Source organism: Ectopseudomonas composti (genome assembly GCF_900115475.1).
In the GTDB taxonomy this organism is placed as follows: Bacteria; Pseudomonadota; Gammaproteobacteria; order Pseudomonadales; family Pseudomonadaceae; genus Aquipseudomonas; species Aquipseudomonas composti.
Window position 1 is genome coordinate 119,423 of sequence record NZ_FOWP01000006.1, and the last position, 14,168, is coordinate 133,590.

General features: G+C 66.0%; 8 protein-coding genes. 5 read left to right on the forward strand and 3 right to left on the reverse strand.

Annotated features, from left to right (window positions below; translation table 11 throughout):
• Window positions 1–291: 291 nt before the first annotated feature.
• Entirely contained in the window at window positions 292–3,039 is a 2,748-nt protein-coding gene (locus BM059_RS13040; RefSeq protein ID WP_074939140.1) for an autotransporter family protein, read from the forward strand.
• A 16-nt stretch (window positions 3,040–3,055) separates the two neighbouring features.
• On the opposite strand, the gene BM059_RS13045 is transcribed toward BM059_RS13040, so the two are convergent.
• Window positions 3,056–4,126: an ATP-binding protein gene (locus BM059_RS13045; RefSeq protein WP_074939142.1), complete on the reverse strand. Its 1,071-nt coding sequence runs from the start codon at window positions 4,124–4,126 to the stop codon at window positions 3,056–3,058.
• Window positions 4,123–4,854 (reverse strand): response regulator, encoded by a 732-nt coding sequence (locus BM059_RS13050; RefSeq protein WP_074939143.1) that lies wholly within the window; start codon window positions 4,852–4,854, stop codon window positions 4,123–4,125. Before BM059_RS13050 ends, BM059_RS13045 begins: the two co-directional genes overlap by 4 nt.
• Window positions 4,855–5,015: 161 nt before the next feature.
• On the opposite strand from BM059_RS13050, the gene BM059_RS13055 reads away from it, so the two are divergent.
• Genes BM059_RS13055 through BM059_RS13070 form a run of 4 tightly spaced genes read left to right on the forward strand, consistent with a single transcriptional unit; the run spans window position 5,016 to window position 12,327 of the window.
• Window positions 5,016–6,170: an efflux RND transporter periplasmic adaptor subunit gene (locus BM059_RS13055; RefSeq protein ID WP_074939145.1), complete on the forward strand. Its 1,155-nt coding sequence runs from the start codon at window positions 5,016–5,018 to the stop codon at window positions 6,168–6,170.
• A gap of 16 nt (window positions 6,171–6,186) precedes the next feature.
• Window positions 6,187–9,327, forward strand: a complete 3,141-nt coding sequence (locus BM059_RS13060; protein ID WP_074939146.1) for a multidrug efflux RND transporter permease subunit — start codon at window positions 6,187–6,189, stop codon at window positions 9,325–9,327.
• On the forward strand, window positions 9,324–10,775 hold the full coding sequence (locus BM059_RS13065; RefSeq protein ID WP_074939148.1) for an efflux transporter outer membrane subunit: 1,452 nt from the start codon (window positions 9,324–9,326) through the stop codon (window positions 10,773–10,775). Before BM059_RS13060 ends, BM059_RS13065 begins: the two co-directional genes overlap by 4 nt.
• A gap of 31 nt (window positions 10,776–10,806) precedes the next feature.
• Complete coding sequence (locus BM059_RS13070) at window positions 10,807–12,327, forward strand: MFS transporter (protein ID WP_074939149.1); 1,521 nt, start codon at window positions 10,807–10,809, stop codon at window positions 12,325–12,327.
• A gap of 51 nt (window positions 12,328–12,378) precedes the next feature.
• On the opposite strand, the gene BM059_RS13075 is transcribed toward BM059_RS13070, so the two are convergent.
• A complete protein-coding gene (locus tag BM059_RS13075; protein ID WP_074939151.1) occupies window positions 12,379–14,151 on the reverse strand; it encodes an acyl-CoA dehydrogenase C-terminal domain-containing protein in 1,773 nt (590 codons plus the stop codon).
• Between the last annotated feature and the right edge of the window lie 17 nt (window positions 14,152–14,168).

Here is a 14,168-nt window from a genome sequence, read left to right on the forward strand (position 1 = left end):
CTGACGCAGCCTGCCGTCAGTTTTCTCGTTGCTCTTGGTAGGAGCGTCCGTACGGTAAATTTTCGGTAGTCATGCCGCTTCTGACTGTGCCGTTTGCGGTGGGCAATGGTTCCTGCCCGCTCCTGCGCGTTCGTTCTGTTGCATCTGGTTATGTGCCAACCGGCTTCAGTTGGTCGCGACCTGGCGGATCATGGTTTATAACCCTATGACTGATTCAGCTGCGTTACACATCAAACCCCGAGCCCGCCAGGCAAGCCAGTGAACGACTTATAACGAAAAAGGATTTGCGCCATGAAGTACAGCGCTGCAGTGTTCCCGCTTCGCCACTCCCTGATTCTCTCCGCCGCGATTGCCGCCTGCGTCTGGGGCGTAGACAGTGCCCGGCTGGCGAGTGCGCAAGTGACCTTCACGGGTGACGTGAACCCGCCACCGCCGCCCGGCACTGACTGGGTCGTCGGTGGCGATCTTGTCGTGGGTGATGGTGCCGCCGGAACCTTGCTTATCGATGCTGGTGGCACCGTCAGCGGTACCGTAGATGCCTATATCGGCAATTTCGACAGCGGCACGGTGACCGTCCAGGGAGCGGACGGTGCAGGCAATGCGTCCACCTGGACGATAGACGGTGAGACCTATATCGGCGTCGAGACGGGTAGCACTGGCCGGATGGACATCCTCGATGGTGGCGTGGTGAGTAGCGAGGGCGGTGTTTCGGTCGGTCGAGAGGTTGGCAGCACCGGCAACGTCACCGTCTCGGGGGCTGGCTCCTTGTGGGATACCAGGTCTGCCGCGAATCCCAGTCCCAGCTTTCAGATCGGTGTCGGCGGCATTGGCACGCTGGATATCAATGCTGGCGGCGAGGTGCGCAGCCAGCAGGGATTGATCGGTGTCATTGCCGATAGTAATGGCCGTGTCACCGTAAACGGTCCTGGATCGAGCTGGGTTCCGGTCGACAATATCTATATCGGTTTCGAGGGCACCGGCCTTCTGCAGGTCGAGGACGGTGCCGCGGTCAGCACCGCACAGGTCGGTGGTGGGGCCGCGACCCTATACATCGGCTATCGGGATGGCAGTGACGGCACCGTGAGCGTGTCGAGCACCACAGGCGATGTTTCGACGCTGAGCGCGAGCGATGATCTGCGCGTGGGTGTCGAGGGCAGCGGCACGATTTCCATCGATGCTGGCGGCCTGGTGCAGATTGCAGACAACGTGCATATCGCCGACACCGCCACCAGCGACGGAACGCTTCATCTCAATGGCAGCGCCGCCGGGCGCGGGGTGCTCGAAACTGGGGCGGTGATTGCCGAGCTTGGCGCTGTCGATCTCGATCTCAATGGCGGCATTCTGCGCGCCAACCGCAACGAGAATAATTTCCTGAGAAATTTCACGGCGGGGCTGGCCGTGGGTGCGGAGGGCGCCTGGTTCGACAGCAACGGCTACAACATCGGCATTGGCACTGCCTTCTCCGGTACCTCGACCTTCAACAAACTGGGCGCGGGCACACTGACCCTGACGGGCAACAGCTCGACCTTCATCGGCGACGCTCTGGTACAGGCCGGAACCCTGCAGGTCGACGGCACTCTTGGCGGCACCATGGATGTGTTGGCCGGGGCGCGTCTTACCGGTATCGGTCAGGTCGGTGTCACCACCAACCGCGGGGTGATCGCACCGGGGCAGCCGGGCAGCCTGGGTACCCTGACGATTGCCGGAGATTACACGCCGGCGGGCGGGAGCATCGAAATCAGAACCCAACTGGGTGACGACAGCTCACCGACCGACCGCCTGGTAATCACCGGCGCCACTTCCGGCAGCACGCCTGTCACCGTGATCAACGTCGGCGGTACCGGTGCGCAAACCACCGAAGGGATCAGGATCATCGAGGTCGGTGGGGCGTCCAACGGCATCTTCACCCTGGCGAGCAGCACGACCTACGAAGGTGACCCGGCGGTGGTGGCCGGCGCCTACGCCTATCGGCTGTATCAGGGCGGCGTATCCACGCCCCTGGATGGCGACTGGTACCTGCGCTCGGTCATCCAGAACACCTCCGCGCCGCCTGGCACGCCGCTTTACCAGCCGGGCGTGCCCAGCTACGAGGCCTATCCGCAGATCCTGCTTGGGCTCAATGGTGTGCCGACGCTGTATCAGCGCGTGGGCAATCGTCCGTGGGAGGAGGGCAGTGCAGTGTCATCGGTCGAGGAGGCCAGTGGTCGTTTCACCACCCCGAGTGGCCTCTGGATACGGGTGGAAGGCGGGCATAATCGCGTCGACCCGCAACGTTCGACCTCCGGCAGCGAGTACCGCTACGACATGACCAGGACGCAGGTTGGGCTCGATGCGCTGCTGCTGCAGAACGACGGCGGCAAACTGGTTGGCGGCCTTTCCCTGCATTACGTCAACGGCAGTGCCGACACCAAGTGGCGCTATGGCGCGGGTGACTATGGCTCTGGCGATATATCCACCGATGGCTATGGCCTCGGCGCCACGCTCACCTGGTACGGCAACGACGGCTTCTATGTCGATGGCACGGCGCAGGCGACCTGGTACGACAGTGACCTGTCGGCGCGGCCGGTGCGTGGCCTGGTCAGCGATAACGATGCGTTCGGCTACGCCTTCTCGCTGGAGAGCGGCAAGCGCTTCACCCTGGATCGAGGCTGGGTGATCACCCCACAGGCTCAGGTGACCTACTCGAAGGTGCGCTTCGACAGCTTCAGCGATGTATTTGACGCCTCGGTTCGTCCTGGTCGTGACGACAGCCTGCAAGGGCGCGTGGGCATCAGCCTGGAGCGTCAGCTCGATGGTACGCGTCTCTACACCGTCGCCAACCTGTACAACGAGTTCCTCGACGGTACCTCGGTGCGTGTCGACGATCAGGTGTTTCGCAGCCGCGATGACCGTGTGCGGGCAGGCGTCGGCTTCGGTGGTTCGCATGACTGGGACGGCGGCAAGTACTCGCTCTACGGTGAAGGCAACTTCACCCGCAGCCTGGCCAATAGCGACTCCTACGGTTACGGCGCCACGGTCGGTTTTCGCGTCAGGTGGTGAGCGCGAGCGGCGATTTCTACTCGGGCTTTTGTAGCGGCCAGCTCAACACGAAGCGGCTGCCTCCGTTCGCTGACGCCTGACAGTACGCCTGCCCGCCATGCGCCTCGGCAATGGCCTTGACCACCGCCAGGCCCAGGCCGCTACCGCCGCTCTTGCGTGAGCGCGACGGGTCGCCACGGCGAAAGGCCTCGAAGATGTCGGTTGCCAGGGCGCTGTCGATACCGGGGCCGTCGTCTTCCACGCTGAGCTGGCAGTCGTCACCTACTCGCTCCAGGCGCACCTTGAGGTTGCCTGGGTCGGCATGGCGCAGGGCGTTTTCCAGCAGCGCCATCAGTGCCTGGCGGATACGCACGGCATCGCACTCCACCAGCAGCTCGGCGTCCAGTTCCTCGCGCAGGTCGAAGCCCTTTTCCGCCAGGGGCGTGGCGAAGGTCTGCAGTACGCTGCCCAGTTCATCGGCGAGCCGTACGCTGACCCGCTGCACTTCCAGGTGGCCGCTTTCGTTGAGGCTCAGTACGCGCAGATCCTCGATCAGACGGCTGAGGCTTTCCACATGGTGCAACAGCCCCTCGAACAGTTCGTTGCTGGGACTGAACACGCCCTCGGCCAGGCCTTGCAGGCGGCCACGCAGGATGGTCAGCGGGGTGCGCAGTTCGTGGGCGATGGCGGCGTTCCAGAACTCGCGTTCGCGGGTCACGCTCTGCAGACGCTCGGCCATGGCGTTGAAGTCGCGCACCAGTTGCGCGGTTTCGCCCGTGGCCTGGTCGTCCAGTGGGGCGCGGGCGTCGAGCTTGCCCTCTGCCACTTCACGCAGGCTGTGCGCCACCGCGTTCAAAGGGGAGATCAGCCGTCTCGACAGGCGTACAGCAACCAGCACCGCCATGCTCAGTGCGGCGATGATGGTGCAGGTGATCCACACCAGTTCCAGCCTTGAGGGCACCATGGTATCGGAGATGCTGCCCGGCAGGTAGGTCACGGCGAAGGCGTAGAACAGGTAGGTGCCGAACACCGAGAGGCAGATGATGCCCAGCGCCATCACCGCCAGGGACTGGATGATCTGTCGGCGCAGCCCCGGTGTCGGCTTCATGGCTCGACACCGAAGCGATAACCCACTCCCCAGACGCTGGCGGGTACGCCCTGAATGCCGAGGGCTTCGAGTTTCTTGCGCAGCTTGCTGACGTGGCTGTCAACGGTGCGCTCCAGGGTGTCGCCTTCCGGCAGACAGCTCTCCAGTAGTTCGGCGCGGCTGAACGCCCGTTTCGGCGCGCGCATCAGGCAGGCCAGCAGCTTGAATTCGGTTAGGGTCAGCTCCAGCGCGTGGGCCTGTCCATCATGAAAAACACTGGCCTCATGGTTGTCCAGATCGATCTGGAACGCGCCGACGCGCAGCATCTGCGAGGCGGCGGGGACGCTTGCCCGCGTGCGCCGCAGTACCGCCTGCACCCGCGCCACCACCTCGGCCGGGTTGAAGGGTTTGACCACGTAGTCGTCGGCGCCCAGGCGAAGCCCCATCAGCTTGTCGATGTCCTGATCGAGCGCCGTGAGCATGATCACCGGGGTGTCGCCACGGGAGCGAATCTCGCTGAGCACCTTCCAGCCATCGAGCACGGGCATCTGCACGTCAAGCAGCAGATCCGGCTTGAGTGCCTGATGCAGGTCCAGGGCCTGCTGGCCATCGCTGGCGTGCTGGGTGCGCAGGCCGCTGCGTTGCAGGTAGGCGATGAGGATGTCGGCGATCTCGGCTTCGTCCTCGGCGATCAGCACCAGTGCCGGAGCGGAGGAGGCGGGGCTGGTGCGTGCGTGGGGCTCGGACATGGGCAGGCTCGCAGACGGTGGCGCTGAATGTTATCGCGGCCTCCATGCTTTCTCCACAAAGCCTCGAATCATTCGCAACAGTGCTGCTCCAGACTGCAGCCTCGATCAGCTCCCGGTCGCCATCAGGTCAGCGGAGCGCAGTGGGCAACGAGGAGTGGGTTATGGGCAGCAAACAGCGGCATCTGGGCATCGTGCTCGCAGGGCTTGCCGTATTGGCGCTGGCAGGGTGCGATGTGGCGCCAGAGCAAAGCGAAGAGGCCGCGCCAATGCAGGTGTCGGTGCTGACGCTTGAGGCACATGAACTGGCGGTCAGCGAGGATCTGCCGGCGCGTGTCGCTGCCGTGCGCAGTGCCGAGATTCGTGCGCAGATCGGCGGCATCGTGCAACGCCGCCTGTTCGAGCAGGGCGCCGAGATCCAGGCCGGTGCCGTGCTGTTCCAGATCAACCCGGCACCGTTCAAAACCGAGGTCGACAGCGCTGCCGCTGCCATGCAGCGTGCCGAGGCGACCCTGGCGCGGGCAAGTGTGCAGGCCGAGCGTCTGAAACCGCTGGTGCAGGCCGAGGCGGTCAGCCGCCAGGTGTATGACGATGCCGTGGCGCAGCGCGAGCAGGCTGCCGCCGATGTGGCCCAGGCCCGTGCGACGCTGGCGCGGCGCAAGCTGGATCTGCAATTCGCCAGCGTCGAGGCGCCGATTGCCGGGCGCATCGATCAGGCGCTGGTCAGCGAAGGGGCGCTGGTGTCGCCCACCGATGCCACGCCCATGGCGCGCATCCAGCAGATCGACCAGGTGTACGTCGATGTGCGTCAGTCCGCTTCGATCCTGGACACCTTGCGTCAGCAGGCCGGCTCGGCGACACCGGAACTGAGCGTGGACATCCTCGGCAGCGACGGCAAGCCGCTGGGCATGCGCGGGCGCATCCTGTTCTCCGGCATCGAGGTGGATGCCGGTACCGGCAACGTGCTGCTGCGCGTACTGGTGGATAACCCGCAACGCCGCTTGCTGCCCGGCCTCTACGTGCAGGCACGGATTCCCCGCGCGCATTACCCCGCCGCCCTCAGCGTGCCGCAGCAGGCTGTGACCCGTACGGCAGGCCAGGCCAGCGTGTGGGTGGTCGATGCCCAGGGCCAAGTAGGCCAGGTGCCTGTCGAACTCGGTGAGCTGGTCGAGCGCCGTTACCGCGTGGTGTCCGGGCTCAGTGCCGGGCAGCAGGTGGTGGTCGAGGGCATCGAACGTCTGAGTCCCGACGCCCAGGTTGCCACGCGCCCCTGGCAGCCCGCCGCCAACGGCGAACGCCTCAGCGCCGTCGCGCGCTGAGTTCGGAGAGATCGTCATGCCGCAGTTTTTCATCAACCGCCTGGTGTTCGCCTGGGTCATCGCCCTGTTCATCGTGCTGGTTGGCGTCATCGCCATCCCGCAGTTGCCCATTGCCCGCTATCCGTCAGTGGCGCCGCCCTCGGTAACCCTTTACGCCACCTATCCGGGGGCCACGCCGCAGACCCTCAACGACTCGGTGGTGAGCCTGATCGAACGGGAGCTGTCGGGGGTCAAGAACCTGCTGTACTTCGAATCCTCGGTGGATACCTCGGGTACCGCGCAGATCACCGCTACCTTCAAGCCGGGCACCGACGCAGAGCTGGCCCAGGTGGACGTGCAGAACCGCATCAAGGCGGTCGAGCCGCGCCTGCCCCAGGCCGTGCGGCAGAACGGTGTGCAGGTGGAGTCCGCCGCCTCGGGCTTTCTGATGATGGTCGGCATGACCTCACCCAACGGCCAGTACGACGAAGTGGCGCTGAACGATTACCTGGCGCGCAACATCGTCCAGGAACTGCGCCGCATAGACGGCGTGGGCCGTGTGCAGCTGTTTGGCGCCGAGCAGGCCATGCGCGTTTGGGTCGACCCGAACAAGCTCACCGCTTACGGCCTGACGATGAACGAGCTGGCCCAGGCCATCGAGCAGCAGAACACGCAGATCGCACCCGGTCGGGTCGGTGACGAGCCCGCCGTGCCAGGCCAGCGCCTGACCGTGCCGCTGACCGTGCAGGGGCAACTGAGCACGCCGGAGCAGTTCGCTGCCGTGGTGCTGCGCGCCGGTGCCGATGGCGCCAAGGTGGTGCTCGGCGACGTGGCACGGGTCGAGCTGGGCGCGCAGTCCTATGGTTTTTCCAACCGCGAGAACGGCGTGGCGGCGACCAGTGCCGCCATCCAGTTGTCACCGGGCGCCAATGCCGTACGCACCGCCTCGGCCGTGCGTGAGCGCCTGGCCGAGCTTGCGCCGAGCATGCCGGCCGGCATGGCCTACTCGGTGCCGTTCGACACCGCGCCCTTCGTCAAGGTGTCCATCGAGAAGGTGATCTACACCCTGCTCGAGGCCATGGTGCTGGTGTTCCTGGTGATGTTCCTGTTTTTGCAGAACCTGCGCTACACGCTGATCCCGGCCATCGTCGCGCCCATCGCGCTGCTCGGCACCTTCGCGGTGATGCTGCTGGCGGGGTTTTCGATCAACTCGCTGACCATGTTCGGCATGGTGCTGGCCATCGGCATCATCGTCGATGACGCCATCGTGGTGGTGGAAAACGTCGAACGGCTGATGGTCACCCAGGGGCTTTCGCCGAAAGAAGCGACTCTGCAGGCGATGCGGGAAATCACCGGCGCGGTGATCGGCATCACTCTGGTGCTGACTGCCGTGTTCATCCCCATGGCCTTCGGCAGCGGTTCGGTGGGGGTGATCTACCAGCAGTTCACCCTGTCGATGGCGGTGTCGATCCTGTTCTCGGCCTTCCTCGCGCTGACCCTGACGCCGGCGCTGTGCGCCACGCTGCTGCGCCCGGTGAGCGCGGATTATCATGAAAAACGCGGCTTCTTCGGCGCCTTCAACCGTGGTTTCGAGCGCCTTACGGCGAGCTATGGGGCTCGGGTGGCGCGCCTGGTCGGGCGCAGTGGACGGATGATGGCAGCGTTCGCCGTGCTCTGCGTGGTGCTGGTCGTCGCGGCCGCGCAGTTGCCATCGTCCTTCTTGCCCGAGGAGGATCAGGGCTACTTCATGACCTCCATCCAGTTACCCACGGGCGCCACCAGCGAACGCACCCTGGACGTGGTCCAGGCCTACGAGGCGCATGTTGCCTCGCGTCCGGGCCTGGATGCGAACATGGTGGTGCTGGGCTTCAGCTTCGCCGGCTCCGGCCCTAACGCGGCCATGGCCTTTACCATGCTCAAGGACTGGGATCAGCGAGAGGGCGCCACGGCTGCCGAGGAAGCCGCGCTGGCGCAGCAGGCCATGGCCGATAACGTCGAAGGCACGGTGATGAGCCTCATGCCGCCGGCCATCGACGAGTTGGGTACGTCCTCCGGTTTCACCCTGTTCCTGCAGGATCGCGCCAATCGTGGCGAGGCCGCGCTGCTGGCGGCGCAGGCTCGATTGCTGGAGCTGGCGGCGCAGAGCGAGGTGGTCAGCGACGTCTACCCCGATGGCCTGCCGCCCGGCGAGAGCATCCGCCTGGAGATCGACCGGCAGAAGGCCGAGGCCATGGGCCTGTCCTTCGCGGCGGTGAGCAGCACGCTGTCGGCGGCCATGGGTTCGCTGTACGTCAACGACTTCCCCAATGCCGGGCGCATGCAGCAGGTCATCCTGCAGGCCGATGCTCCAGCGCGTATGCAACTGGACGACGTGCTCGGCCTGCGCGTGCGCAACGCCAGCGGCGGCATGGTGGCGCTGCGCGAAGTGGTGACGCCGGTATGGAGCGAGTCGCCGCAGCAGATGATGCGTTTCCAGGGCTTTCCCGCCGTGCGTATCGCCGGAGGTGCCGCTGCCGGTGTGTCCAGCGGTGCGGCGATGGCCGAGATGGAGCGCCTGGTGGCGCAGTTGCCGCAGGGCTTCGCCGTGGCCTGGACCGGGCAGTCGCTGCAGGAGCGTCAGTCGGCGGCGCAGGCGCCGCTGCTGATGCTGCTCTCGGCGCTGGTGGTGTTCCTGGTGTTGGCGGCGCTCTACGAGAGCTGGTCGATCCCGCTGTCGGTGATGCTGGTGGTGCCGCTGGGCCTGCTCGGTGCGGTGGCTGCGGTGATGCTGCGCGGCATGCCCAACGACGTGTTCTTCAAGGTGGGGATGATCACCATCATCGGCCTGTCGGCGAAGAACGCCATTCTCATCGTCGAGTTCGCCCGCCAGTTGCATGCCGAGGGGCGCACGCTGATCGACGCCGCCGTGACCGCTGCGCGCCTGCGCCTGCGGCCGATCCTGATGACCTCGTTGGCCTTCACCCTTGGCGTGGTGCCATTGATGCTCGCCTCCGGCGCCAGTGCCGAAACCCAGCACGCCATCGGCACCGGGGTGTTCGGCGGCATGCTCAGCGGCACTCTGCTGGCGGTGTTCTTCGTGCCGGCCTTCTTCGTGTTCGTGATGGGGCTGCAGGAACGCTTCCAGGGTTGGCGCGCACAGCGCACCGCCAGTGTGCCGCAGCTCGGTGAGGAGAAATGATCGTGCGTTCGTTCTTGATAATCGTCCTGGTCGGTTGCCTGTCGGCCTGTTCGCTGACGCCCAAACTGGAGCACCCGACGCCGCCGGTGCCGGCCAGCTTCCCCGATGTGGGCCATGCCGTCATGGCACAAGACGGCGGCGTGCCCGCCAGCGCAATGGGCTGGCGCACGATGTTCGCTGATCCCCAGTTGCAGCGGCTGATCGAACTGGCCCTGGTGCACAACCGCGACCTGCGCCTGGCCGCGCTGAATGTGGAAGCGGCGCGGTCGATGTTCAATATCCAGGAGTCCACGCGGCTGCCGTCGGTGTCGCTCGACGCCAGCCACACGCGCGAACGTGCTCTGGCACAGGGCAATAGCGGCGAGTCGCGCCGCGAGGTGAATCGTCAGGTCGCCGTGAACGTCGGCACCAGCGCTTTCGAGCTGGATCTGTTCGGCCGTGTACGCTCGCTGTCCGATGCCGCCTTGGCCCGTTACCTGGCCAGCGAGCAGGGCCGCGATGCGGCGCAGATCACCCTGGTCGGCGCGGTGGCCGAGGCCTACTTCGCCCAACGCCTGGCCGACGAGCAACTGCAACTGGCCGAACGCACGCGAGGCGATTGGCAGCAGTCGCTGGAACTGGCGCGCCTGCTCAAACAGTCCGAGCAGAACAGCAGCCTGGATGTGGCCCAGGCGGAAGGGCAGGTGGCCCTGGCCGAAGCCGACCTGGAGGCGCGCCGTCGCGCCCTGGCGCAGGCGGACAACGCCCTGCAATTGCTTGTGGGTAGCGAGCTGCCGGGCGACCTGCCCGCCAGCTTGCCGTTGGAGCGTCAGTCGGTGATCGCGCAATTACCGGCCGGGTTGCCGGCCGACCTGCTGCTGAACCGGCCGGATCTGCGCCAGGCCGAGCAGATGCTGGTCGCTGCCAATGCCGATATCGGCGCGGCGCGGGCGGCGTTCTTCCCGCAGATCTCCCTGACCGCGTCGTTCGGTTACGCCAGCACCTCGCTCGGTGGCTTGTTCGACCCGAGCCGTCAGGTCTGGCGCTTCACGCCGCAGATCTCGCAACCGCTGTTTCAGGCCGGGCGTCTGCGTGCTGAACTGCGCCTGGCCAAGGTGCGCAAATCCGAGGCGGTGGCCCAGTACGAGCGCGCCATTCAGACGGCCTTCCGCGAGGTGGCCGATGCGCTGGCCGGTACGGCCACCTTCGACCGCCAGATCGAGGCGCAACTGCGCGCGGTGACGGCTGCCGAACGGCGCTTGGAACTATCCGACCTGCGCTACCGCGCGGGTGTCGACGGTCGCCTGGAACTGCTCGATGCCCAACGCCAGTTGCAGGCCTCGCGGCTGGCGCTGCTGGAGCTGCGTCGCGCGGAAATCGCCAACCGGGTGGCGTTGTTCAAGTCACTGGGTGGCGGCCTGGGCGAGCGCGACATCACCAAGATTGCCGCTGTCACGGCGGCTCAGTAGAGTCCATTCGATTTTGCCCACGAGTCCGTTCATGTTCGCTGTCATTCCCCGTCGCTGGCTGATCCTGCTGGCCGTCATGCTGGCCTTCCTGCCGGTGGTCATCGACATGACCATTCTGCACATCGCCGTGCCCTCGCTGACCCTGGCGCTCGGCGCATCGGCCACCGAGGTGTTGTGGGTCATCGACATCTACCCACTGCTGATGGCGGGGCTGCTGGTGCCCATGGGCACCCTGGCCGACCGCATCGGCAACCGCCGCGTGCTGCTCACCGGCCTGGTGGTGTTCGGCATCGCTTCGTTGCTGGCGGCCTTCGCGCCGAATCCGGCGCTGCTCATCGCTGCACGGGTGCTACTGGCCCTCGGCGGTTCGATGATCATGCCGTGCGTGCTGGGCATCATCCGTCGCACCTTCGAGGACGAAGACGAGCGTGCCATGGCACTCGGGCTGTGGGGCATGGTCGGCGCGGCCGGCGCCGCACTGGGGCCGCTGATTGGTGGGGCGTTGCTGGAGCACTTCTGGTGGGGCTCGGCCTTCCTGATCAATGTGCCGATCATGCTGGTGGTCGCGCCGCTGGTGTTCCTGCTGCTGCCGCGCACGGAAGCGACCACGCCCGGCACCTGGGCACTGGGCCAGGCGCTGTTGCTGATCGCCGGCATGCTGGCGCTGGTGTATGGCATCAAGGCCGCGGTCGGCGCCACGCAGCCGCTGGGCGTGGCGCTGCTGATGGCGCTGCTGGGGTTCGCGCTGCTGAGCTTCTTCGTGCGCCTGCAACTGCGTTCGGCGACGCCCATGCTCGACCTGTCGCTGTTCTCGCGCCCGGCGATCCTGGCCGGGATCATCATGGCGGTGGTGGCCATCGGCGCCCTGGCCGGGGTCGAACTGACGCTGGCGCAGGAGTTGCAGTACGTGCTGGGCAAGACGCCGCTGCAGGCCGGCATCTTCATGATCCCGATCATGGCGGCGGCGGCCGTCGGTGGCCCGGTGGCCGGCTACCTGTCCAACCTCTGCGGCCTGCGCCTGGTGGCCAGTACATCGCTGGGGCTGTCCGCCGTGGCCCTGGCCTTCCTGGCCCTGGCCGATTTTCACCAGCCCGGTTTCGGCGTGCCGGCGATGCTGGCGCTACTGGGCCTGACCCTGAGCATCGGCCTGACGGCTTCGTCCATCGCCATCATGGGTTCGGTGGAGGCCAGCAAGGGCGGGGCAGCCGGCTCGCTGGAAGCCACCGCTTACGAACTCGGCACGGGCCTGGGCATCACCTTCTTCGGCGTATTCATGAGCAGTGTGTTCCGTCACAGCATCGTGCTCGACGCCGAATTGGCAGCACCATTGGCCGAACGTGCCGCGCGTTCCATTGGCGACAGCTACTTGGTCGCCAAGGGGCTGGCCGAACCGCAGGCCAGCGCCCTGATCGACGCGGCCAAGGCAGCGTTCTCGGCCACTCACTCGACCTTGCTGCTGACCTCGGCGGCGCTGGTCGGCGTGCTCGCGGTGGTGGTGTTCTTCATGCTCAGCGGGTACCGCAAGGCCGAGCCTGTTCATGAGTCCGGGTAGGACGTGTGCAACCCGCCTGCTTGGTGGTGGCGGGTTGCACCCGCCCTACGTTTAGAAATGCTCTGCGGCCAGGCCGTAAAGCGACTGGCTGCCAGCACGAATACTCGCCTCCAGGCTCAGGGTGCGCGGCAGCAGGCGGGCGAAGAAGAACTCTGCAGTGGCCAGCTTGCCGCCGTAGAAGGCTTCGTCTTCATCCTGCTTGCCCTGCGCCACGGCGGCCATGCGTGCCCACATGTAGGCGTAGGCGACATAGCCGAACAGGTGCAGGTACTCCACCGACGCGGCGCCCACCGAGTTGGGATCGCCCTTGGCCTGCTCCAGCAGCCAGCCGCTGACCGCTTCCAGGCGCTCCAGCGCTTCCACCAGGCGTTCGCCGAACGGCGATTCATGGGCATGGGCGAAGTCGCGCACTTCGCTGGCGAACAGGCGCAGCGCGGCGCCGCCATTGGCCACCACCTTGCGCCCCAGCAGGTCGAGTGCCTGGATGCCGTTGGTGCCTTCGTAGATCTGTGCGATGCGCACGTCGCGCACCAACTGCTCCTGGCCCCATTCGCGGATATAGCCGTGGCCGCCGAACACCTGCTGGCCGTGCACGCAGCTTTCCAGACCGGTGTCGGTGAAAAAGGCCTTGGCCACCGGGGTGAGCAGGGCGACCAGCGCCTCGGCGTTCTGCCGTTCACTGGCGTCCTCGGTGTACTTGGCCAGATCCAGTTGCTGGCCGACGTAGCAGGCAAAGGCACGACCGCCTTCGTTCAGCGCCTTCATGGTCAGCAGCATGCGGCGCACATCGGCGTGGACGATGATCGGGTCGGCGAGCTTGTCGTGATTGACCGGGCCAGTGGCGGCGCGACTCTGGATACGCTCGCGGGCATAGGCTACTGCCGACTGGTAGGACGCCTCGGCGCAGCCGATGCCCTGAATGCCGATGGACAGGCGCTCGTAGTTCATCATGGTGAACATCGCCGCGAGGCCCTTGTTGACCTCGCCGATCAGGTAACCGGTGGCGCCGTCGAAGTTCATCACGCAAGTGGCCGAAGCCTTGATGCCCATCTTGTGTTCGATGGAACCGCAGCTCACGGCGTTGCGTGCGCCGAGGCTGCCATCGGCACTCACCATCACCTTGGGTACCAGAAACAGCGAGATGCCCTTCGGCCCGGCCGGCGCGTCTGGCAGCTTGGCCAGCACCAGATGGATGATGTTCTCGGTCAGGTCCTGCTCACCGCCGGTGATGAAGATCTTGCTGCCGGTGACCTTGTAGCTGCCGTCTGCCTGCGGCTCGGCGCGGGTTCTGATAATGCCCAGGTCGGTGCCGGCGTGGGCCTCGGTCAGGCACATAGAGCCGGCCCAGCGGCCTTCGTACATTGGCGGCAGGTAGGTGGTTTTAAGGTCTTCGCTGGCGTGGGCGTCGATGGCCAGGCAGGCGCCGGAGCTCAGCGCCGAATACAGGGCGAAGCTGGAACCAGCGGCGTAGAGCATCTCCTCGAAGGCCACGGCGAGCATCTTGGGCATGCCCATGCCGCCGTAATTCGGGTTGCCGGACAGGCCGACCCAGCCGCCTTCGGTGTAGGTGGCGTAGGCCTCGCGGAAACCAGCCGGGGTGCGCACGTCGCCATCGACCCACTGCGCGCCTTCCTCGTCGCCGCTGCGGTTGAGCGGGGCGATCAGGCTGCCGGTGACCTTGGCGGCTTCTTCGAGGATGGCGTCGGCGGTGTCGGCGTCGACGGTTTCCGCCAGGGCCGGCAGGCGTGCCCACAGGCTGGGGGCCTGGAACACGTCATGAAGGACGAAGCGCATGTCGCGCAGCGGGGCGTTGAATTCAGGCATGACGGACTACTCGTAAG

What these genes read in the sequence shown, in the direction of transcription:
- BM059_RS13040 (WP_074939140.1), top strand. Translation starts at nt 292, where the DNA reads ATGAAGTACAGCGCTGCAGTGTTCCCGCTTCGCCACTCCCTGATTCTC.
- BM059_RS13045 (WP_074939142.1), bottom strand. Translation starts at nt 4,126, where the DNA reads ATGAAGCCGACACCGGGGCTGCGCCGACAGATCATCCAGTCCCTGGCG.
- BM059_RS13050 (WP_074939143.1), bottom strand. Translation starts at nt 4,854, where the DNA reads ATGTCCGAGCCCCACGCACGCACCAGCCCCGCCTCCTCCGCTCCGGCA.
- BM059_RS13055 (WP_074939145.1), top strand. Translation starts at nt 5,016, where the DNA reads ATGGGCAGCAAACAGCGGCATCTGGGCATCGTGCTCGCAGGGCTTGCC.
- BM059_RS13060 (WP_074939146.1), top strand. Translation starts at nt 6,187, where the DNA reads ATGCCGCAGTTTTTCATCAACCGCCTGGTGTTCGCCTGGGTCATCGCC.
- BM059_RS13065 (WP_074939148.1), top strand. Translation starts at nt 9,324, where the DNA reads ATGATCGTGCGTTCGTTCTTGATAATCGTCCTGGTCGGTTGCCTGTCG.
- BM059_RS13070 (WP_074939149.1), top strand. Translation starts at nt 10,807, where the DNA reads ATGTTCGCTGTCATTCCCCGTCGCTGGCTGATCCTGCTGGCCGTCATG.
- BM059_RS13075 (WP_074939151.1), bottom strand. Translation starts at nt 14,151, where the DNA reads ATGCCTGAATTCAACGCCCCGCTGCGCGACATGCGCTTCGTCCTTCAT.